This is a genomic window from Pseudomonas sp. PDM32, assembly GCF_019219225.1.
In the GTDB taxonomy this organism is placed as follows: domain Bacteria; phylum Pseudomonadota; class Gammaproteobacteria; order Pseudomonadales; family Pseudomonadaceae; genus Aquipseudomonas; species Aquipseudomonas laurylsulfatiphila.
The window spans coordinates 87,201-107,742 of record NZ_JAHUWE010000010.1 but is presented as its reverse complement, the minus strand read 5'-3'; the positions used below and the strand labels follow the sequence as shown (position 1 = coordinate 107,742).

The 20,542-nt window shown below is 61.2% G+C and carries 19 protein-coding genes; 7 read left to right on the top strand and 12 right to left on the bottom strand.

The features are described from left to right. Positions 1–131: 131 nt before the first annotated feature. The gene (locus KW846_RS19740; RefSeq protein WP_015095381.1) at positions 132–557 is read right to left on the bottom strand and encodes a VOC family protein; all 426 of its coding nucleotides are present in this window, start codon (positions 555–557) and stop codon (positions 132–134) included. A 113-nt stretch (positions 558–670) separates the two neighbouring features. Here KW846_RS19740 and KW846_RS19735 point away from each other — a divergent pair, with 113 nt between their 5' ends. Next, entirely contained in the window at positions 671–1,531 is an 861-nt protein-coding gene (locus KW846_RS19735; RefSeq protein ID WP_218484487.1) for a LysR family transcriptional regulator, read from the top strand. A gap of 171 nt (positions 1,532–1,702) precedes the next feature. On the opposite strand, the gene fabI is transcribed toward KW846_RS19735, so the two are convergent. The 8 genes from fabI to gloB all read right to left on the bottom strand — a co-directional run bounded on the left by fabI (position 1,703) and on the right by gloB (position 12,483). Next, on the bottom strand, positions 1,703–2,497 hold the full coding sequence (gene fabI, locus KW846_RS19730) for an enoyl-ACP reductase FabI (RefSeq protein ID WP_007979113.1): 795 nt from the start codon (positions 2,495–2,497) through the stop codon (positions 1,703–1,705). A 19-nt stretch (positions 2,498–2,516) separates the two neighbouring features. After that, a complete protein-coding gene (locus KW846_RS19725; RefSeq protein WP_218484485.1) occupies positions 2,517–4,127 on the bottom strand; it encodes an ABC transporter ATP-binding protein in 1,611 nt (536 codons plus the stop codon). 1 nt (position 4,128) lies between these two features. Continuing rightward, positions 4,129–5,148: an ABC transporter permease gene (locus KW846_RS19720; RefSeq protein ID WP_218474305.1), complete on the bottom strand. Its 1,020-nt coding sequence runs from the start codon at positions 5,146–5,148 to the stop codon at positions 4,129–4,131. 1 nt (position 5,149) lies between these two features. Continuing rightward, entirely contained in the window at positions 5,150–6,223 is a 1,074-nt protein-coding gene (locus KW846_RS19715; RefSeq protein ID WP_007979116.1) for a microcin C ABC transporter permease YejB, read from the bottom strand. 4 nt (positions 6,224–6,227) lie between these two features. Next, positions 6,228–8,069, bottom strand: coding sequence for an extracellular solute-binding protein (locus tag KW846_RS19710; RefSeq protein WP_218484483.1), 1,842 nt, complete (start codon positions 8,067–8,069; stop codon positions 6,228–6,230). Next, complete coding sequence (locus KW846_RS19705; RefSeq protein WP_371321766.1) at positions 8,069–9,886, bottom strand: extracellular solute-binding protein; 1,818 nt, start codon at positions 9,884–9,886, stop codon at positions 8,069–8,071. The genes KW846_RS19710 and KW846_RS19705 overlap by 1 nt, the downstream gene beginning before the upstream one ends. Before the next feature lie 299 nt (positions 9,887–10,185). Beyond that, entirely contained in the window at positions 10,186–11,616 is a 1,431-nt protein-coding gene (locus tag KW846_RS19700; protein ID WP_218484480.1) for a transglycosylase SLT domain-containing protein, read from the bottom strand. Between the two features lie 99 nt (positions 11,617–11,715). Beyond that, the gene (gene gloB / locus KW846_RS19695) at positions 11,716–12,483 is read right to left on the bottom strand and encodes a hydroxyacylglutathione hydrolase (RefSeq protein ID WP_218484477.1); all 768 of its coding nucleotides are present in this window, start codon (positions 12,481–12,483) and stop codon (positions 11,716–11,718) included. Between the two features lie 65 nt (positions 12,484–12,548). Here gloB and KW846_RS19690 point away from each other — a divergent pair, with 65 nt between their 5' ends. The 5 genes from KW846_RS19690 (at position 12,549) to KW846_RS19670 (ending at position 17,948) form a co-directional block, all read left to right on the top strand. After that, positions 12,549–13,307 carry a class I SAM-dependent methyltransferase gene (locus tag KW846_RS19690; protein ID WP_218484474.1) on the top strand — a complete coding sequence of 253 codons (759 nt, stop codon included), beginning with the start codon at positions 12,549–12,551 and terminating at the stop codon, positions 13,305–13,307. A gap of 91 nt (positions 13,308–13,398) precedes the next feature. Further along, a complete protein-coding gene (gene rnhA, locus KW846_RS19685) occupies positions 13,399–13,851 on the top strand; it encodes a ribonuclease HI (RefSeq protein ID WP_007979123.1) in 453 nt (150 codons plus the stop codon). A gap of 192 nt (positions 13,852–14,043) precedes the next feature. Then, entirely contained in the window at positions 14,044–14,802 is a 759-nt protein-coding gene (gene dnaQ, locus KW846_RS19680) for a DNA polymerase III subunit epsilon (protein ID WP_007979124.1), read from the top strand. Positions 14,803–15,063: 261 nt separating this feature from the next. Beyond that, entirely contained in the window at positions 15,064–17,319 is a 2,256-nt protein-coding gene (locus KW846_RS19675; protein WP_218484471.1) for an arginine/lysine/ornithine decarboxylase, read from the top strand. A gap of 14 nt (positions 17,320–17,333) precedes the next feature. Then, entirely contained in the window at positions 17,334–17,948 is a 615-nt protein-coding gene (locus KW846_RS19670) for a GNAT family N-acetyltransferase (RefSeq protein ID WP_007979127.1), read from the top strand. On the opposite strand, the gene KW846_RS19665 is transcribed toward KW846_RS19670, so the two are convergent. Next, positions 17,914–18,807, bottom strand: a complete 894-nt coding sequence (locus tag KW846_RS19665; protein WP_218484469.1) for a LysR family transcriptional regulator — start codon at positions 18,805–18,807, stop codon at positions 17,914–17,916. The two genes, KW846_RS19670 and KW846_RS19665, sit on opposite strands and share 35 nt — an antisense overlap. Positions 18,808–18,895: 88 nt before the next feature. Then, entirely contained in the window at positions 18,896–19,123 is a 228-nt protein-coding gene (locus KW846_RS19660) for a hypothetical protein (RefSeq protein ID WP_218484467.1), read from the bottom strand. A 175-nt stretch (positions 19,124–19,298) separates the two neighbouring features. On the opposite strand from KW846_RS19660, the gene KW846_RS19655 reads away from it, so the two are divergent. Then, on the top strand, positions 19,299–19,859 hold the full coding sequence (locus KW846_RS19655) for an NADPH-dependent FMN reductase (RefSeq protein ID WP_007979138.1): 561 nt from the start codon (positions 19,299–19,301) through the stop codon (positions 19,857–19,859). Between the two features lie 17 nt (positions 19,860–19,876). Here KW846_RS19655 and KW846_RS19650 read toward each other — a convergent pair whose 3' ends face one another. After that, positions 19,877–20,542 (bottom strand): TetR/AcrR family transcriptional regulator, encoded by a 666-nt coding sequence (locus KW846_RS19650; protein WP_218484465.1) that lies wholly within the window; start codon positions 20,540–20,542, stop codon positions 19,877–19,879.

Below are 20,542 nucleotides of genomic sequence, written 5' to 3'. Positions count from 1 at the left end.
TCGCGGGCAAGTCGAATCGTCGCACCGCCGCTCCCACAATGGCCGGCGTTGTTCTCAAATGACCGGATGACCACAATGCCCTGTGGGAGCGGGCTTGCTCGCGAAGGCGGCCTGACAGGCAGCGCATATCCTCACTTGGCAAACAACTGCCCAATATCCTTGAACGCCTTGAACTCCAGCGCATTACCACAAGGATCAAACAGAAACATCGTCGCCTGTTCCCCCACCAGCCCCTGAAAACGAATCCCCGGCTCAATCACAAAGCGAGTTCCCAGCGACTTCAATCGCTCGGCCAGCGCTTCCCACTCCGCCATCCCGAGCACCACGCCAAAATGCGGCACCGGCACATCGTGGCCATCCACGGCATTGGTGTGGGCTGCTTCTTGCGAAGGGTTTTTCGGTGCCAGGTGAATCACCAGTTGATGGCCGAAAAAATTGAAATCGACCCAATGGTCGCTCGACCGACCTTCTTCCAGGCCAAACACCGCGCCATAGAAGTGCCGGGCGGCGGGCAAGTCGTAGACCGGAATGGCCAGGTGAAAAGGGGAGAGTTGCATCGGGCGAACCTCGGTGGTGAGTGGGCGTGTGTTGAGTTTAGTCCTGTGCTTTTTGATTGAAAGACGATAATTTTTGCGTCGAGCTCAAATAATTTCGATCAATCGAGGCCGCCATGCTGCGAGAACTGAAAACCTTTGTCGCCGTGGCGCGTCACGGCACGTTCGCCGCGGCCGGCATGCATATCGGCCTGACGCAGTCGGCCGTGAGCGCGCAGATTCGTAACCTGGAGCAGGCCCTGGGCATCCGTCTGTTCGACCGCACCGGCCGCCAGGCGCTGCTCAATGCGGCGGGGCAGCGTGCGTTGCCGATGGCCAGGGAAATGCTCGAAACCTTCAACCGCATGGCGGTCAGTGACGATGTCAGCGAGTACCGTGGCGAGTTGAGAATCGGCGCGGTGGCGACCGCCCAGACCGGGCTGCTGCCCCAGGCGCTGCTGCGATTGCGCCAGCAGGCGCCCTTGCTGGAGCCCAGGCTGGTGCCGGGTGTGTCACTGAACCTGTTGAGTCAGGTGGACACCGGAGAAGTGGACCTGGCGATCCTGATCAAGCCGCCATTCGAGTTGCCCAAGGAGTTGTCCGCACAGGTGATACGCCGGGAACCGTTCGTGCTGATCGTACCGGCGGACCTGGACGGCGATGATCCGTTGCAACTGCTCGCCGAGCACCCGCATGTGCGCTACGACCGCAATTCGTTTGGCGGGCGACTGGTGACGCGGTTTTTGCGCGAACAGCAGATCGAGGTGCACGGGGCACTGGAGCTGGATGAGCTGGAGGCGATTGTCAAAATGGTCGAGTGTGGGTTGGGGATTTCGTTGTTGCCGCAGGCGGGGTTGTGGCTTGAGCATGGGGCCGGGGTGCGAGTCATCCCCTTGGGCGAGTTGACGTTTTATCGGGAGATTGTGTTGTTGCAGCGGTACAGCCAGCGGCAACAACCGATTCAGCAGTTGTTCGCTCAATGCCTGGCACAACACTGACCCTGTGGGAGCGGGCTTGCTCGCGAAGGCGTAGTGTCAGTCGATGTAAATGCTGAATGACACACCGTATTCGCGAGCAAGCCCGCTCCCACATTTGATCGAGTCATGGCGGAAATCACAGGCATGAAAAACCCGCCAAAAAGAGGCGGGTTTTTATTGGCTGACCGAAGATTACTCTTCGAGGCTGCCCATGGCCGTGGTGTTGAAGCCACCGTCCACGTACATGATTTCACCGCTGATGCCGGACGCCAGGTCCGAGCACAGGAAGGCGCCGGCGTTGCCGACTTCTTCGATGGTGACGTTGCGGCGCAGCGGAGTTTGCGCTTCGTTGGCTGCCAGCATCTTGCGGAAGTTCTTGATGCCGGAAGCGGCGAGGGTGCGGATGGGACCTGCCGATACGCAGTTGACGCGAGTACCGTCCGGGCCCAGGGAGCCGGCCAGGTAACGTACGCCGGCTTCCAGGGAAGCCTTGGCCATGCCCATCACGTTGTAGTTCGGCATGGTGCGCTCGGCGCCCAGGTACGACAGGGTCAACAGGCTGCCGTTGCGGCCTTTCATCATTTCGCGGCCGGCCTTGGCCAAGGCCACGAAGCTGTAGGCGCTGATGTCGTGAGCGATGCGGAAACCTTCACGGGTGGTGGCTTCGGTGAAGTCGCCGTCCAGTTGGTCGCCCGGGGCGAAGCCCACGGAGTGCACGATGCAGTCCAGGCCGTCCCACTTCTTGCCCAGCTCAACGAAGACCTTGGCGATTTCTTCATCGCTGGCCACGTCGCACGGGAAGCACAGCTCAGGGTTCGAACCCCAGCTCTGTGCGAACTCTTCGACACGACCCTTGAGTTTGTCGTTCTGATAAGTGAAGGCAAGCTCAGCGCCCTCGCGATGCATGGCGGCAGCAATGCCGGATGCGATGGACAGCTTGCTGGCGACACCGACGATCAGTACGCGCTTACCGGCGAGAAAACCCATGTGTTGCTCCTCTTTCAGGTTATTGCGCAGTGGCCGGAGCCAAAAAAGCGGCTTCCAGCAACTGCTGTGTATACGGATGTTGGGGGGCGGCAAAAATGCTTTGCGCGTCTCCCTGTTCGACCACTTGGCCATGCTTGACCACCATCAACTGGTGGCTCAGCGCTTTCACCACAGCCAGGTCATGGCTGATAAACAGATACGTCAGGTTGTACTTGGTTTGCAGCGAACGCAAAAGCTCCACTACCTGGCGTTGTACCGTGCGGTCGAGGGCCGAAGTCGGCTCGTCCAGCAAAATCAACGCCGGTTTTAACACCAATGCCCGGGCAATGGCGATTCTCTGCCGTTGCCCGCCGGAAAATTCGTGGGGGTAGCGGTGCCGGGTTTCCGGATCCAGGCCTACCTCCTTGAGTGCTGCAATGATCGCTTGTTCCTGTTGCGCCTCGGTGCCCATCTTGTGGATCCGCAGGCCTTCGCCAACGATGTCGTTGACGCACATCCGCGGGCTCAGGCTGCCGTACGGGTCCTGAAACACCACTTGCATCTCCCGCCGCAGCGGCCGAACCTGTTGCTGCGTCAGGCTGTCCAGCGGCTGGCCTTCAAAGCGAATGGCGCCTTTGCTGGCGATCAGCCGCAAAATGGCCAGGCCCAGGGTCGACTTGCCGGAACCGCTTTCACCCACTATCCCCAGGGTCTGGCCCTGGGGCAGGCTGAAGTTGATGCCGTCGACCGCCTTGACGTAATCCACCGTGCGCTTGAGCAAGCCTTTCTTGATCGGAAACCAGACTTTCAGGTCCTCGACCGCCAGCAATGGCGGGCCGATCACGTTGCTTGCGGGCTTGCCGCCGGGCTCCGCTGCCAGCAGTTCCCGAGTGTACGGATGCTGCGGCGCGCGGAACAATTCTTCGCACGATGCCTGTTCGACGATGCAACCTTGCTGCATGACACATACGCGATGCGCAATTCTTCGCACAAGGTTCAAATCGTGGCTGATCAGCAGCAGCGCCATGCCCAGTCGCGCCTGCAATTGCTTGAGCAATTCGAGGATTTTCAGCTGAACGGTCACGTCCAGCGCGGTGGTCGGCTCGTCGGCGATCAGCAGTTCCGGTTCGTTGGCCAGGGCCATGGCGATCATCACTCGCTGACGCTGGCCGCCGGACAATTCGTGGGGCAGGGCCTTGAGGCGCTTGTGCGGCTCGGGGATGCCGACCATCTCCAGCAACTCCAGGGTGCGTTTGGTCGCGACCTTGCCGCTTAGGCCCTTGTGGATGCCCAGCACTTCGTTGATCTGCTTCTCGATCGAGTGCAGAGGGTTGAGCGAGGTCATCGGCTCCTGGAAGATCATCGCAATCCGGTTGCCACGTATGTGGCGGATGGTTTTTTCCTTCAGGTCCAGCAGGTTTTGCCCGGAATATTCGATGGTGCCGGAGGGATGGCGGGCGAGTGGGTAGGGCAGCAGGCGCAGGATCGAATGCGCGGTCACCGATTTGCCGGAACCGCTCTCGCCGACGAGGGCCAGGGTTTCGCCGCGCTTGATGTCGAAGCTGATGCCTTCGACGGCCCGCTGACAACGATTGCCGACGACAAATTCGACGGACAGGTTGCGCACTTCGATCAGATTTTCCTGATTCATTTCACTTCCTCGGGTCGAAGGCATCGCGAGCGGATTCGCCGATGAACACCAGCAGGCTCAACATCAGGGCCAGCACCGCAAAGGCGCTGATGCCCAACCAGGGCGCCTGCAGGTTGGATTTGCCCTGGGCCACCAGTTCACCCAGCGACGGGCTGCCCGCCGGCAGACCGAAACCGAGGAAGTCCAGGGCGGTCAATGTGCCGATGGCGCCGGTGAGGATGAACGGCATGAAGGTCATGGTCGAGACCATCGCGTTGGGCAGGATATGGCGGAACATGATCGCGCCGTTCTGCATGCCCAGGGCGCGGGCGGCGCGCACGTATTCCAGGTTGCGCCCGCGCAGGAACTCGGCGCGCACCACGTCCACCAGGCTCATCCACGAGAACAGCAGCATGATCCCCAGCAGCCACCAGAAGTTGGGTTGCACGAAGCTGGCGAGGATGATCAGCAGGTACAGCACCGGCAGCCCGGACCAGATCTCCAGGAAGCGCTGCCCGGCCAGGTCCACCCAGCCGCCGTAGAAACCCTGCAAGGCCCCGGCGATCACGCCGATGATCGAGCTGAGCACGGTCAGGGTCAGGGCGAACAGCACCGAAATGCGGAAACCGTAGATCACCCGGGCCAGCACGTCGCGGCCCTGGTCGTCGGTGCCCAGCAGGTTGTCCGTCGAGGGCGGGGCCGGGGCCGGGACTTTCAGGTCGTAGTTGATGCTCTGGTAGCTGTAGGGAATCGGCGCCCACAGCACCCAGGCGTCCTTGGCCTTGAGCAGTTCGCGGATGTACGGGCTCTTGTAGTTGGCTTCCAGCGGGAATTCGCCGCCGAAGGTGGTTTCCGGGTAGCGCTTGAGCGCCGGGAAGTACCAGTTGTCGTCGTAATGCACCGCCAGCGGCTTGTCGTTGGCGATCAACTCGGCACCCAGGCTGGCGCCGAACAGGATCAGGAACAGCCACAGCGACCACCAGCCACGCTTGTTGGCCTTGAACAGTTCGAAGCGTCGGCGATTGAGAGGGGACAGGTTCATCTCAATGCTCCCGGCTTTCGAAGTCGATACGCGGATCGACAAAGGTGTAGGTGAGGTCGCCGATCAGTTTCACCACCAGCCCCAGCAACGTGAAGATGAACAGCGTGCCGAACACCACCGGGTAATCGCGGTTGATCGCCGCTTCGAAACTCATCAGGCCCAGGCCGTCGAGGGAGAAGATCACCTCCACCAGCAGCGAGCCGGTGAAGAAGATACCGATGAAGGCTGAAGGGAAACCGGCGATCACCAGCAGCATGGCGTTGCGGAACACGTGGCCGTACAGCACGCGGTGGTTGGTCAGGCCCTTGGCCCTGGCGGTGATCACGTACTGCTTGTTGATCTCGTCGAGGAAGCTGTTTTTGGTCAGCAGGGTCATGGTCGCAAAGTTGCCGATCACCAGCGCGGTCACCGGCAGCGCCAGGTGCCAGAAGTAGTCGAGGATCTTGCCGCCCATGCTCAGTTCATCGAAGTTGTTCGAGGTCAGCCCGCGCAACGGGAACCAGTCCAGATAACTGCCGCCGGCGAACACCACGATCAACAGGATGGCGAACAGGAACGCCGGGATCGCGTAGCCAACGATGATCGCCGAACTGGTCCAGACGTCGAAATGGCTGCCGTGTCGCGTGGCCTTGGCGATCCCCAGCGGGATCGACACCAGGTACATGATCAGGGTGCTCCACAGACCGAGGGAGATCGAGACCGGCATCTTTTCCTTGATCAGGTCGATGACCTTGGCGTCGCGAAAGAAGCTGTCGCCGAAATCCAGCGACGCATAGTTCTTGACCATGATCCACAAGCGTTCGGGCGCCGACTTGTCGAAACCGTACATGTGCTCGATTTCCTTGATCAGCGCCGGGTCCAGGCCCTGGGCGCCGCGATAGGCTGAGCCTGCCACCGAGACTTCGGCACCGCCGCCGGCGATGCGGCTGGTGGCGCCTTCGAAGCCTTCGAGCTTGGCGATCATCTGCTCCACCGGTCCGCCCGGGGCGGCCTGGATGATCACGAAATTGATCAGCAAGATGCCGAACAGGGTCGGAATGATCAGCAACAGTCGACGAAAAATGTACGCCAGCATCTGATTACTCCGTGCCCGCAGGATCGGCCTGCAATATGGTTTCGACTTCTATCGCCGGCTTGATGTCGGGCTTGACCCACCAGGTGGCCGTGCCGATGTCGTACTTGGGCGAGACCTTCGGGTGGCCGAGGTGGTTCCAGTACGCCACGCGCCAGGTCTTGATGTGCCAGTTGGGTATTACGTAATAGCCCCATTGCAGAACGCGGTCCAGCGCGCGGGCATGGGCCACCAGGCTTTTGCGCGAATCGGCGTTGATCAGGCGCTCGACCAGTTGATCGACCACCGGATCCTTGAGCCCCATGGAATTGCGGCTGCCGGGTTTGTCGGCGGCGGCCGACATCCAGAATTCCCGTTGTTCGTTACCCGGTGAGTTGGACTGCGGGAAGCTGCCGACGATCATGTCGAAGTCCCGGGAGCGCACGCGGTTGATGTACTGCGAGACGTCGACCCGGCGGATCACCAGGTCGATACCCAGGTCGCTCAGGTTGCGCTTGAACGGCAGCAGCACCCGTTCGAATTCGGTCTGGGCCAACAGGAATTCGATGACCACCGGCTTGCCGGTGGCGTCGACCATTTTGTCATCGACGATGCGCCAGCCCGCTTCCTGCAGCAGTTGATAGGCTTGCCGTTGCTGGGCGCGGATCATGCCGCTGCCGTCGGTGGTCGGGTTCTGGAAGGCTTCGCTGAACACCTGCGGTGGCAGCTTGGTGCGGAACGGCTCGAGGAGCGCCACCTGATCGGTGTCAGGCAGGCCGGTGGCGGCCATTTCCGAGTTCTCGAAGTAACTGCGGGTACGCACATAGGCCCCGTTGAACAGTTGCTTGTTGGTCCATTCGAAATCCAGCAACAGCGACAGGGCCTGGCGCACGCGCACATCCTGGAACACCGGGCGGCGCAGATTGAACACGAAGCCTTGCATGCCGGTCGGGTTGCCGTTGGGAATCTGCTCCTTGACCAGTCGGCCTTCGGTGACCGCCGGGATGTTGTAGGCGTTGGCCCAGTTCTTCGCGGTCATTTCCAGCCAGTAATCGAACTGCCCGGCCTTGAGCGCTTCCAGGGCGACGGTGTTGTCGCGGTAGTAATCGGTGGTCATCACGTCGAAGTTATAGAAACCCCGATTGACCGGCAGGTCCTTGCCCCAGTAATCCTTGACTCGCTCGTAGCGCACCGAGCGCCCGGCCTTCACTTCGCCGACCTTGTACGGGCCGCTGCCCAACGGGATCTCCAGGTTGCCCTTGTTGAAGTCGCGGTCGGCCCACCAATGCTTGGGCAGCACCGGCAACTGGCCGAGGATCAGCGGCAGCTCGCGGTTGTTGGTGTGCTTGAACTTGAACAGCACGGTCAGCGGGTCTTCAGCGATCACTTCGGCCACGTCGTTGTAGTAACCGCGGTACATCGGTGCGCCGTCCTTGGTCAGCATCTGGAAGCTGAACACCACGTCTTCGGCGCGTACCGGATGGCCGTCATGGAAGCGAGCTTCGGGGCGCAGGTAGAAGCGCACCCAGCCATTGTCCGGGGCTTTCTCGATCAGCCGGGCGATCAGGCCGTACTCGGTGAACGGTTCGTCCAGGCCTTGCTTGGCCAGGGTGTCGTAGATGATGCCGATATCATCCGCCGGCACGCCTTTGCTGATGAACGGGTTGAGGCTGTCGAAGCCCCCGAACCCGGCCTGGCGGAAGATCCCGCCCTTGGGCGCGTCGGGATTGACGTAGTCGAAGTGCTTGAAGTCGGCCGGGTATTTCGGCGGCTCGTTGTACAGGGTCACGGCGTGTTGCGGGGCGGCGCAGGCCAGCCCGGCGAACAACAGGCCGCTGGCCTGCAGGAGCAGGGTGCGGATGGGGTTCATTAATCTTTCTCCGAAGATTTCAGCCACCACGCATTCAGGCCCAGGGTGTAAGGCGGCGTGGTGACAAAGGCGAGCCGGTTGCGGTACGCCAGACGGTGATAATTGAGGTACCAGTTGGGAACGATGTAGTGCTGCCACAGCAGCACGCGGTCAAGGGCCTTGCCGGCGGCGACTTGCTGGTCACGGGTCTGGGCGGCCAGCAACTGTTCGAGCAGATGGTCGACCACCGGGTTGGCAATGCCGGCGTAATTCTTGCTGCCCTTGACCCCGGCCTGGCTGGAGTGAAAGTACTGCCATTGTTCCAGGCCCGGGCTCAGGGTCTGGTTGAGGGTCATCAGGATCATGTCGAAATCGAACTGGTCGAGGCGCTGCTTGTATTGCGCGCGATCGACGGTGCGCAGCTGCGCATCGATGCCGATGCTGGCGAGGTTTTCGACGTAGGGCTGGAGGATGCGTTCCAGGTTCGGGTTGACCAGCAACAACTCCAGGCGCAAGGGTTGGCCTGTGGCGTTTTGCAGGTGCTGGCCATTGAGCTTCCAGCCGGCTTCGGCGAACAGGCCGAGGGCTTTGCGCAAAGTCTCCCGGGGGATCGCGCGGCCATCGGTCTGCGTCAGGCTGAACGGCTCGGTAAAGAGCCTGGCCGGCAGCTGTTCACGGTAGGGCTTGAGCAACAGCCACTCATGCCCGACCGGCAAGCCGCTGGCCGAGAACTCGCTGTTGGGGTAATAGCTCATGGCGCGTTTGTAGGCACCGCTGAACAGCGCGCGGTTGGTCCATTCAAAGTTGAACATCAACCCCAGTGCTTCACGGACCCTGGCGTCCGAGAACGTCGGCCGGCGGCCGTTCATGAACAGGCCCTGGGTCTGGGTCGGGATCTGGTGGGGAATCTGTGCCTTGATCACGTCACCGCGGCGGATGGCGGGAAAGTTGTAGCCGGTGTCCCAGTTCTTCGCCTGATGCTCGATATAGATGTCGAACTCACCGGCCTTGAATGCCTCGAACGCGACGTCGCTGTCGCGGTAGAACTCGACTTCCATGCGGTCGACGTTGTACTTGCCGCGATTGACCGACAGGTCCTTGCCCCAGTAATCCTTGACCCGTTCGAAGACGATCTGGCGTCCTGGCGTGACCGACGTGATGCGATACGGCCCGCTGCCCAGTGGCGGATCGAACGTGGTGGCCTTGAAGTCACGGCCCTTCCAGTAGTGCTGTGGCAACACCGGCATTTCACCCAGGCGCAGGATCAGCAGCGGATTGCCGGCACGCTTGAACACGAAACGGATGCGCTGCGGGTTGAGGATGTCGACCCGCAGCACCTCCTGAAGGTTGGTGCGGTACAGCGGATGCCCTTCCTTGAGCAGCGTGCGATAGGAGAACGCAACGTCGAAGGCGGTAATCGGCGTACCGTCATGGAAGCGTGCTTCAGGACGCAGGTTGAACACCACCCAACTGCGGTCCTCGCTGTACTCCACCGACTGGGCGATCAGGCCATAGCTGGACGCGGGTTCGTCACCCGAAGGCGCGTACTGCCCGGTGCCGACCATCAGCGGTTCGTTGAGTTCGTTGATGCCGTATTGCAGGAAGTTCGGTGTGGTGACCGGGCTGGTGCCCTTGAAGGTGTACGGGTTGAGCGTATCGAAGGTGCCAAACGCCATCACCCGCAACGTACCGCCCTTAGGCGCTTGCGGGTTGACCCAGTCGAAGTGGGTAAATCGGGCCGGGTACTTGAGCGTGCCGAACTGCGCATAACCATGGCTTTCGCTGATCGTCGCGCTTGCGGTGGAGCTCAAGGCCAGGCTGATCAGGAGCAGGGGCAGGGGACGCTTCAAATAGGAGATCCGATCCAGGCGGCTTGGGCTTTGTGGACCGTACAGTAACAGCTTGTATGGACAGGAAAAAGACGGGGGATTAATGCACGGTTAATTGCTTGGGTGATGATTTGTCGAGCGCGAAAATTGTGGCGAGGGGGCTTGCCCCCGTTCGACTGCGAAGCAGGCGAAAAAATGACTGAACAGGTGGATTTGTCAGTGTGCGAAACAGTTTTAGGGTCGCTTCGCAACCCAGCGGGGGCAAGCCCCCTCGCCACAAAAAAAGCCCCTGGAATCAGGGGCTCTTTTTAATGCGGATTGGCCACCGTCAACATCTGGCCGGGTTTCAGTGCCTGGCCGACACGAGGATTCCAGCGCTTGAGGTGCTGCATCTCGACGTTGAAGCGCTTGGCCACGATGGCCAGCGAATCGCCTCGCTGGACCTTGTACTTGGTCTGCTGTTTTTTGGAGTTGGCGGCAATCACGGTGTTGACGCGTCCGGAGCTGCGTTTGCTGGTGTCCTGCATGACCAGGGTCTGGCCGGGCTTGAGGTTCTTGCCGGTCAGTTTGTTCCAGCGTTGCAGGTCCTTCACGTCAACGTTGTTGGCCTTGGCGATGGAGCCGAGGTTGTCACCCCGTTTGACCCGGTAGGAGCGCCTGGCGCTGGCGACCTGGGTGTCGTCGGCGCCTTCGAAGACCGGCTTGAGCGATTTCTTGCTGATCAACTCTTCAGGGCGCATGGTCTGCAGGCTGCTGGTCAGCAGTTGCGCCTTGGAGGTCGGCACCAGCAGGTGCTGCGGGCCGTCGATGGTGGTGCGCTGCTTGAAGGCCGGGTTGAGCTGGAACAGTTCGTCTTCGTCGATGTTGGCCACTTCAGCGACCTTGGACAGGTCCATGCGCTGGTTGATTTCGACGACCTGGAAATAGGGCTGGTTGGCGATCGGGTTGAGGTTCACGCCGTAGGCTTCAGGCGCCATCACCACTTGCGACAGTGCCAGCAACTTCGGCACATAGGCCTGGGTTTCGGAGGGCAGCGGCAGGTTCCAGTAGTCGGTCGGCAGGCCGAGACGCTCGTTGCGCTCGATGGCCCGGCTGACGGTGCCTTCGCCGGCGTTGTAGGCCGCCAGGGCCAGCATCCAGTCGCCGTTGAACATGTCGTGCAGGCGAGTCAGGTAATCCAGCGCGGCGGTGGTCGACGCGGTGATGTCGCGACGGCCATCATAGAAACGGGTCTGGCGCAGGTTGAAGTAACGCCCGGTGGACGGGATGAATTGCCAAAGACCCACCGCGTCGGCCCGGGAGTAGGCCATCGGGTTGTAGGCACTTTCAATCACTGGCAGCAGGGCCAGTTCCAGCGGCATGTTGCGCTCTTCAAGGCGCTCGACGATGTAGTGAATGTAGAGGCTGCCGCGTTCACCGGCGTTTTCGAGGAAAGACGGATTGCTGGCGAACCACAGGCGCTGCTGCTCGATGCGCGGGTTGACACCCAGCCCGTCCTGCAACTGGAAGCCCTGGCGCATACGCTCCCAGACGTCCTGTGGAATTTGCGGGCTGGGCTTTTCGCTGAGCCAGATCGGCTTCTGCTTGGCGCGCGCGGCGATGTTCGGCGTGTGCGCCGCATCGGTCTGCGGCGCATGGCTGGAACAGCCCGCCAGGGTGGCGGACACAGCCACCGCAATGGCTTGAGCCAAGCGGGTCAATGCGTCTGAACTGATGGCTTTGCGAATAGGTGACGACATTGGCTGGAAGTAAGTTCCGGGCAAAAATGTCGGGCGATTCTAGAAAGCGCACCCTGCGCGGTCAACCTTTCAGAATTGTTGCAGCCTTGTGGGGCCCCTTTAGAACGTGTCTTTCCACGCTCGAAGCGCAGCAAAAACCATATCGGGCGCCGAGTTATCGGTGCCGGTCCGTTCGTCCGCTTTTTCTTTAACGGATGTTTCAGCGGAACGCAAAAACGGGTTTGTGAGCTTTTCCAGTGCCAGTGTCGACGGCAGCGTCATGATCCCGGATTCCCGTTGGCGGGTGACTTTGGCCAGGCGTTCGGCCGTATCCGGATTGTTCGGCTCGACGGCTGCGGCAAACTTCAGATTGCTCAGGGTGTATTCGTGGGTGCAGTAGACCAGCGTGTCTTCCGGCAACTCCGCAAGACGTGTCAGCGAGCTGTACATTTGCTGGGGCGTGCCTTCGAACAACCGCCCGCAGCCGGCGGCAAACAGGGTGTCGCCGCAGAACAGCAAGCCGTGGTGGTAATAGGCGATATGCCCCAGGGTATGGCCGGGGACCGCCAAGATGTCGAAATCCAGCCCGAGCACGCTGATGCGGTCGTTGTCCTTGAGCGCAATCTCCCGTGCCGGGATCGTTTCGCTGGCCGGACCATAGACTTTCGCGTCCGTCGCTTTTTTCAGCTGTTCGACCCCGCCGACGTGGTCATGATGGTGGTGAGTGATCAGAATATCACTCAGGGCCCAACCCGGATTGGCCGTGAGCCAGGCGTGTACCGGGGCGGCATCACCCGGGTCGACGACCGCGCAGCGTTTGCTGCCGTGGTCTTGTAACAACCAGATGTAGTTGTCGGTGAAGGCGGGCAGGGCTGTGATCTGTATCATCGTCGGATTCGCCAAGCGGAAAACAATGGCGCATCTTAGAACTTCCTGGCGCGTTGGAGAATGCAATGACTGATAAAGCGTTCGCACAGGCTGATCCTGACTGGCTGGCGTTGATCAGAGCGGCCCGCGAGTGGCTGGAAGGTCCGATCGGGCAATTCCTGCTGGACGAAGAGCGGCGCATGCTCGAAGACGAACTCGGGCGGTTCTTTGGTGGCTATCTGGTGCATTACGGTCCGTCGGCCCAGACCCCGCCGTCAGCGCCGCAGGTGCAGCGTAACGTACGCCTTGGCGCGCCGTTGCCGGGGGTCGAGATCGTCTGTGAGGAGCAGGCCTGGCCGCTGAGCGAACACGCCGCCGATGTGGTGGTGCTGCAACATGGCCTGGATTTCTGCCTGTCGCCCCACGGTTTGCTGCGCGAGGCGGCAAGCAGCGTGCGGCCCGGCGGGCATTTGCTGATCATCGGCATCAATCCCTGGAGCAGTTGGGGCCTGCGGCATGTGTTTGCCCAGGATGGGCTGCGCAAGGCGCGCTGCATTTCGCCGTCACGGGTCGCGGACTGGCTGAACCTGCTGGGCTTCGCGCTGGAGAAACGCCGCTTCGGGTGCTATCGTCCGCCGCTTGCGTCACCGGCGTGGCAGACCCGCCTGGCCGGTTGGGAGCGCAAGGCCGGTGACTGGCAACTGTCGGGCGGCGGCTTCTATTTATTGGTGGCACGCAAGATCGTGGTGGGCCTGCGACCGGTCCGTCAGGAGCGGCGCGAGCCGATGGGCAAGTTGATTCCCTTGCCGATGGCCAAGGTCAACCGTCGCAACATCGAACCGTAACACACTTTTTCATTTGCGGCCGGGCCTGTCCCGGCTTCGGGCGTCGTCGATCAGCGATCGGCGGGCCAGCGCATTTTCTGGATAGATTGGCATGAGCGATAGCGTAGAACTGTTCACCGACGGCGCCTGCAAGGGCAACCCTGGCCCGGGCGGCTGGGGCGCACTGCTGGTGTGCAAGGGCGTTGAAAAGGAACTCTGGGGCGGCGAAGCCAATACCACCAACAACCGCATGGAGCTGATGGGCGCGATCCGTGGCCTGGAAGAGCTCAAGCGTCCCTGTGAGGTGCTGCTGGTGACCGACTCCCAGTACGTGATGAAAGGCATCAACGAGTGGATGGACAACTGGAAAAAGCGCGGCTGGAAAACCGCGGCGAAGGAACCGGTGAAAAACGCCGACCTGTGGAAATTACTCGACGAGCAGGTCAACCGCCACAAGGTGACCTGGAAATGGGTACGCGGGCACATTGGTCATCACGGCAACGAACGGGCCGACCAGTTGGCCAACCGTGGCGTCGACGAAGTGCGCGGGTACAAGCAGGGCTGATTCCGGTACTACCGATGCATCGCGCCGAGGCCTTCGCGAGCAAGCCCGCTCCCACATTGATCTCCATGCGCCACAGATCCCTTGTGGGAGCGGGCTTGCTCGCGAAGGCGGCGACTCGGTGTATCTGAAAGCCTCTGCAAGCGTGATAACATCACCGCTTTTGCCCGAATACCGATTGAGAGCTGAGCACTGATGGCAACCAGATCCGTTGTACTCGACACCGAAACCACCGGCATGCCGGTGACCGACGGCCACCGGATTATCGAAATCGGTTGTGTCGAGTTGATCGGCCGACGCCTGACGGGCCGGCACTTTCACGTGTACCTGCAACCGGATCGCGAAAGTGACGAGGGCGCCATCGGTGTCCACGGCATCACCAACGAATTCCTCGTGGGCAAGCCGCGTTTTGCCGAGGTGGCCGAAGAGTTCTTCGAGTTCATCAAGGGCGCGCAGCTGATCATCCATAACGCGGCGTTCGACGTTGGCTTCATCAACAACGAATTCGCCCTGATGGGGCAGCAGGATCGCGCGGACATCACGCAGCACTGCACGATCCTCGACACCCTGATGATGGCCCGGGAGCGTCACCCGGGGCAGCGCAACAGTCTCGACGCCTTGTGCAAACGTTATGGCGTCGACAACTCCGGCCGTGAGCTGCACGGCGCCTTGCTCGACTCCGAGATTCTCGCCGACGTCTACCTGACCATGACCGGCGGGCAGACCAGCCTGTCCCTGGCCGGTAACGCCTCCGATGGCAATGGCTCCGGTGAAGGGGCGGACAACTCGGCCACCGAGATCCGTCGTTTGCCGGCGGATCGCCAGCCGACGCGCATCATCCGCGCCAGCGAAGACGACCTGGCCCGCCACGCGGCGCGCCTGGAAATCATCGGCAAATCCGCTGGTGCCCCGGCGTTGTGGGTGCAGTTGGCTGAGGCTGAGGCGCAGGCCTGACCCCCTGTTTGGCAGACACTGCTTTTGTGGCGAGGGGGCTTGCCCCCGTTCGGCTGCGAAGCAGACGTAATTCCATTCTCTGCGGTTTATCCGAAAGATTGTTGGGGGGCGCTTCGCGACCCAACGGGGGCAAGCCCCCTCGCCACAGGGAAGCGCTCTAGTCGCCACAAGTTGGTGCATCTCGCTCGCCACTTGCGCTGCAACACTCTACCCTGAGGTGATTGGCAGGCTCTGGTCTGCCGCCTCAGGACACTGAGCCTCATGTATAAAGATTTGAAATTCCCGGTCCTGATTGTCCATCGCGACATCAAGGCCGATAGCGTCGCCGGTGACCGCGTGCGGGGGATTGCCCGGGAGCTGGAGCAGGAAGGGTTCAGCGTCGTTTCGGCGGTGGACTACACCGAAGGACGACTGGTGGCGTCGACCTACCATGGCCTGTCCTGCATGTTGATAGCGTCTGAGGACGCCAGCACCCATTCGCATTTGTTGCAAAACATGGCCGAACTGATCGGTCTGGCGCGAGTGCGTGCGCCGGATCTGCCGATCTTTGCCCTGGGCGAAAAAGTGACCCTGGAAAACGCGCCCGCCGATGCCATGGCCGAGCTCAACCAGTTGCGCGGCATTCTTTACCTGTTTGAAGACACCGTGCCCTTTCTTGCCCGGCAGGTGGCCCGCGCCGCGCGCAAATACCTCGATGGCCTGTTGCCGCCGTTCTTCAAGGCCTTGGTGCAGCACACCGCGGATTCCAATTACTCGTGGCACACCCCCGGTCACGGCGGAGGGGTGGCGTATCACAAGAGTCCGGTCGGGCAGGCGTTTCACCAGTTTTTCGGGGAAAACACCCTGCGCTCGGATCTTTCGGTGTCGGTGCCGGAACTCGGTTCCTTGCTCGATCACACCGGTCCCCTGGCTGAAGCCGAGGCCCGTGCAGCGCGTAATTTCGGCGCCGATCACACCTTTTTCGTGATCAATGGCACGTCCACCGCCAACAAGATTGTCTGGCACTCGGTGGTCGCTCGCGATGACCTGGTGCTGGTGGATCGCAATTGCCACAAGTCGGTGCTGCACTCGATCATCATGACCGGCGCGATCCCGCTGTACTTGTGTCCGGAGCGTAATGAGCTGGGGATCATCGGCCCGATTCCCCTGAGCGAGTTCAGTCGCGAATCGATCCAGGCCAAGATCGACGCCAGCCCGCTGACCAAGGGGCGTGCACCGAAGGTCAAGCTGGCCGTAGTGACCAATTCGACCTATGACGGCCTCTGCTACAACGCCGAACTGATCAGGCAGCAACTGGGCAATAGTGTCGAGGTATTGCACTTCGACGAGGCCTGGTACGCCTATGCGGCGTTCCATGAGTTTTTTGCCGGGCGCTACGGCATGGGCACGTCCCGCGATGAAGACAGTCCGTTGGTGTTCACCACCCATTCCACCCACAAGTTGCTGGCGGCCTTCAGTCAGGCGTCGATGATTCACGTGCGCGATGGCGGCGCGCGGCAACTGGACCGGGATCGCTTCAACGAAGCGTTCATGATGCACATCTCGACCTCGCCGCAGTACGGCATCATCGCCTCGCTGGATGTGGCTTCGGCGATGATGGAGGGGCCGGCCGGGCGTTCGCTGCTGCAGGAAATGTTCGACGAAGCCCTGAGCTTTCGCCGGGCGCTGGCTAACTTGCGCCAGCACATTGCCGCTGATGACTGGTGGTTTTCGATCTGGCAACCGCCGTCGGTGGAAGGCATCGAGCGGGTCGTCACCGAGGACTGGTTGCTGCAGCCGGACGCCGACTGGCACGGCTTTGGCGGCGTGACCGAGGATTATGTGCTGCTCGACCCGATCAAGGTCACGCTGGTGATGCCGGGGCTGACGGCCGGTGGCGCCCTCAGCGAGCGCGGGATTCCGGCGGCGGTGGTCAGCAAGTTCCTTTGGGAGCGTGGCCTGGTGGTTGAGAAGACCGGGCTGTATTCGTTCCTGGTGTTGTTCTCCATGGGCATCACCAAGGGCAAGTGGAGTACGCTGCTCACCGAATTGCTGGAGTTCAAGCGCAGCTATGACGCCAACGTCAGTCTGGCCAGTTGCCTGCCTTGCGTGGCGCAAGAGAATGTCGCGCGGTATCAGGGCATGGGCCTGCGTGATCTGTGCGATCAGTTGCATGCCTGTTATCGCAGCAATGCCACTGCCAGGCACCTCAAGCGCATGTACACCGTTCTGCCGGAAGTCGCGATGAAACCGGCAGACGCCTATGATCAATTGGTGCGCGGTGAAGTCGAAGCCGTATCGATCGATGCGCTGGACGGACGGATCGCCGCGGTGATGCTGGTGCCGTATCCACCCGGCATTCCGTTGATCATGCCGGGTGAGCGCTTTACCGAGTCGACCCGCTCGATCATCGATTACCTGGCGTTTGCCCGCACGTTCGATAGCAGTTTCCCGGGGTTCGTTGCTGATGTGCACGGATTGCAACATGAAGATCAGGGCAGTGGGCGGTGCTACACCGTCGATTGCATCAAGGAGTGAGGACCTTTCCCAGTATGCAGCCGGTTATAAATCCGAATTATCCAGGGTTGTCGGTACGGGTTGCCGATGAAGGTTTTGCCGCCTACATCTGGGGCAGTGATTTCAGTTTTGAAGTCGCGGCCTATGGTGCGGCCGAAATCGGCAAACCGGTCGCGCAGTGGCCGGTGACGCCGATCACGCCTTACCGCAAGTGCTACGGCATCGACCCGGAGGAGTTCAGCAGCTTTCGCGATGCCGCCGACAGCGCGATTTTCATGGCCTATCTGGATGACCAGCCTGTGGGGCACCTGGTGGTCAGCACCAATTGGAACGGCTTTGCCCATATCGACGAACTGGCGGTGCATGCGCCGGCCCGGCGGCACGGCGTGGCCAAGGCCCTGCTGGATGTGGCGCAGTTCTGGAGCCGCAAGAAGAAACTTCCAGGCATCATGCTCGAAACACAGAACAACAACCTGGGGGCCTGCCGGCTCTACGAACGCTGCGGTTACGTGATCGGCGGGGTCGACCATCTGCGCTATCGCGGCATCGATCCGAACACCGCCGAAGTGGCGCTGTTCTGGTATCGAATATTCGAAAACCCGCTGGAAAACCCGCTCAGTTCGTCAGCATCGCCGCGGCTTGTTCCGTGACGATGGCCAACAGGGCCTGAACCGCCGGAGACGCTTCGTTGTTTTTCAGGGACAGGGCGTAGAGGCTGACCGGGATGGCGGGTGCCAGCGGGCAGCTGTCCAGTCCCGAGGCTTTGGCGCCGAGGGCGGTGAAGGGGTCGACGATGGCCAGGCCTTCGCCGGCCTCGACCATGCTGCGCATCATCTGGTGCGTCTGCACCCGGGTCTGGATCACTGGGGCAGGACGCAAGCCGTGCAGTTTGTTTTCCAGTGCCGGGCTCAGCGGGTCGTGCCCCTCCAGGCCGATCATCGATTGACCGGCCAGGTCCTGCAGTGAAATGTATTTCTGTTTCGGTTGCAGCCAGCCATGGGGGGCGAGCAACTGAAGTTTGCCCTGGGCAATCACCTGGCAATCGAGGTCGGCGTGATCGGGGTCGTGCAGGCTCAGGCCCAGATCGCTTTCACGCAGCAGCAGGCTTCGGACGATGTCGCGGGTCGGCTGGCTCAGTAGTGTGCAAGGCGCGTCGGGCAGGCGTCGGCGCAGGGCCGCGATGCTGTGAGGCAACAATTGGTTGGCCAGGGGCGGGGTGCAGATGATGCGCAGCGGCGGCGCCAGATATTGCCTGAGGCTGTTGGCCAGACGCTGCACCGGTTCGAGCGCGTCGTAGACCCGGGCAATTTCCACCTGCAGTTGCTGCGCTTCGCGGGTGGCCTGCAATCGTCCGCGAACGCTGGCGAACAGCATGAACCCCAACTGATCCTCGGCGTCGCGCAGCAAGCGCTCGACTTCGGTCACTGGCAACTGCAGCCATTCGGCGGCGGTGCCCAGGTGACCGGTCTGCAGGAGCGCCTGGATCACTTCGATATGGCGTAAGCGCATGCGTGAAGTCCATGTTCAGCAGGTGGAGGAGTCAGTGGCTGAATCCTACCCCAAGTCCGCGCATATGACTTCTGCTCATAACGACGGGTTATGAAGCGATGACGGTTTGCGGTTCGCGGGTAATGGTCACGCCGGTTTGCACCAGCATGAATTCATTGTCGTCGACCTTGTTGACACGGTCGCCAATGGCCAGCTTATAGGTAGTGACAGGCCCTGAACCGTCTACCGCCGGGGTGGATTCCTGGAACTCGTGCACCGAATAAATACGGCCTTCCGCGTCTCTTGCATGGAACTGACCGACGAGTACTGCTGCCATCTGCTTAGAACCTCTGGAGATAAATCACTCAATTTGCGGCTCTGTAGACCGTGCCTGGGTGAGGTAAGTTTTCCTACAGGAAAAAAATAGTCAGGGACGGCGTTTTCAGTCGCCCGCTGCTTGAATCGTCATCTATAACTACAAGCTCTTCCTATCGGACAGTCGAGACATTCCCATGAGCAACGTCTATTCGGTCGCCGTCGTGGTCGGCAGCTTGAGAAAGGAATCGATCAACCGCAAGGTCGCACGGGCCCTGGCTGAACTGGCTCCGGCCAATCTCAAGCTCAACATCGTCGAAATTGGCGACCTGCCGCTCTACAACGAAGACATCGATGGCGCTTCCCCGCCGGCAGCCTACAGCACTTTCCGACAACAAGTGAGTTCATCCGACGCGGTGCTGTTCGTGACCCCGGAATACAACCGCTCGGTGCCGGCGCCGTTGAAAAACGCGATTGACGTGGGTTCGCGTCCTTATGGGAAGAGTGCCTGGAACGGCAAGCCGGGCGCGATTATCAGCGTTTCGCCGGGGGCCGTCGGCGGGTTTGGTGCCAACCACAACCTGCGTCAATCCATGGTGTTCCTCAATGTGCCGCTGATGCAGCAACCTGAGGCCTATCTGGGGAATGCCGGTTCGGCGTTCGACGAGGCGGGCAAGCTGTCCGAGTCGGTCAAGCCGTTCCTGCAAAGTTTCATCAATGCCTATGGGCAATGGGTCGAGCAGCACAAGAAAGTCTGATGTTCGTTTGCCAGCGCTCAGTCCCGCGACGCGCTGGCCAATCGGCTGCACACCAGTGCTTCCATTTCCGACAGCCAGGCGGCGGTTTGTTCCGCCGCCGGTTGTGCCGTGATGCAGTAGCGACGTCCGCCCCAGGCCATGATGACCCAGGCTTCAATAGTCGGCGCTGACGGCTGCGTCGGCAAATCGCCGCAGGCCGCGAAGGCTTCCCGCCATTTTTGCGACAGTTCCTCGTACACCCTTCGGTGATGCTTGGGTTCGGCGATCTGATGCTCGATGAGCGACACGGCATGGTTGAACAGCGGTTGTCGGGGATCGTCAGGGTCGCAGGTCAGGCGCACCAGTCGCTTGATGCGCGCCAGCCAGTCGAGGTCGTTTGCCTGGATGACGTCTTGATCCAGTTGAGCCAGCAGTACATCCAGGCGATGCCGGATGTAACCCGACAGCAGGGCTTTTTTGCTCGGGAAATAGTCATACAGCGTGCCAATCGCCACGCCGGCCTCCAGTGCCACGTCCCGGGTGGTCAGACTTGACCAGCCGTTGCGCTGCCAAATCCGAACAAAAGCCTCGTAAATCGCCTCGACGGTGAAGATCGCCCGAGCCTGGCTGGGTCGTTTCAGCGGCTTGGCGCGGGAGTTGAGGATGGGCGAGCCGCCCCTGGTGTTTCCGAACCCACTCTTCAT

Bases quoted from the DNA above. Each gene is read 5' to 3' on its own strand.
- KW846_RS19670 (WP_007979127.1), top strand. From the start codon at position 17,334: ATGCAGCCGGTTATAAATCCGAATTATCCAGGGTTGTCGGTACGGGTT.
- KW846_RS19700 (WP_218484480.1), bottom strand. From the start codon at position 11,616: ATGTCGTCACCTATTCGCAAAGCCATCAGTTCAGACGCATTGACCCGC.
- KW846_RS19655 (WP_007979138.1), top strand. From the start codon at position 19,299: ATGAGCAACGTCTATTCGGTCGCCGTCGTGGTCGGCAGCTTGAGAAAG.
- KW846_RS19715 (WP_007979116.1), bottom strand. From the start codon at position 6,223: ATGCTGGCGTACATTTTTCGTCGACTGTTGCTGATCATTCCGACCCTG.
- KW846_RS19675 (WP_218484471.1), top strand. From the start codon at position 15,064: ATGTATAAAGATTTGAAATTCCCGGTCCTGATTGTCCATCGCGACATC.
- rnhA (WP_007979123.1), top strand. From the start codon at position 13,399: ATGAGCGATAGCGTAGAACTGTTCACCGACGGCGCCTGCAAGGGCAAC.
- KW846_RS19710 (WP_218484483.1), bottom strand. From the start codon at position 8,069: ATGAACCCCATCCGCACCCTGCTCCTGCAGGCCAGCGGCCTGTTGTTC.
- KW846_RS19665 (WP_218484469.1), bottom strand. From the start codon at position 18,807: ATGCGCTTACGCCATATCGAAGTGATCCAGGCGCTCCTGCAGACCGGT.
- fabI (WP_007979113.1), bottom strand. From the start codon at position 2,497: ATGGGTTTTCTCGCCGGTAAGCGCGTACTGATCGTCGGTGTCGCCAGC.
- KW846_RS19725 (WP_218484485.1), bottom strand. From the start codon at position 4,127: ATGAATCAGGAAAATCTGATCGAAGTGCGCAACCTGTCCGTCGAATTT.
- KW846_RS19740 (WP_015095381.1), bottom strand. From the start codon at position 557: ATGCAACTCTCCCCTTTTCACCTGGCCATTCCGGTCTACGACTTGCCC.
- KW846_RS19720 (WP_218474305.1), bottom strand. From the start codon at position 5,148: ATGAACCTGTCCCCTCTCAATCGCCGACGCTTCGAACTGTTCAAGGCC.
- gloB (WP_218484477.1), bottom strand. From the start codon at position 12,483: ATGATACAGATCACAGCCCTGCCCGCCTTCACCGACAACTACATCTGG.
- KW846_RS19660 (WP_218484467.1), bottom strand. From the start codon at position 19,123: ATGGCAGCAGTACTCGTCGGTCAGTTCCATGCAAGAGACGCGGAAGGC.
- KW846_RS19650 (WP_218484465.1), bottom strand. From the start codon at position 20,542: ATGAAGAGTGGGTTCGGAAACACCAGGGGCGGCTCGCCCATCCTCAAC.
- dnaQ (WP_007979124.1), top strand. From the start codon at position 14,044: ATGGCAACCAGATCCGTTGTACTCGACACCGAAACCACCGGCATGCCG.
- KW846_RS19690 (WP_218484474.1), top strand. From the start codon at position 12,549: ATGACTGATAAAGCGTTCGCACAGGCTGATCCTGACTGGCTGGCGTTG.
- KW846_RS19735 (WP_218484487.1), top strand. From the start codon at position 671: ATGCTGCGAGAACTGAAAACCTTTGTCGCCGTGGCGCGTCACGGCACG.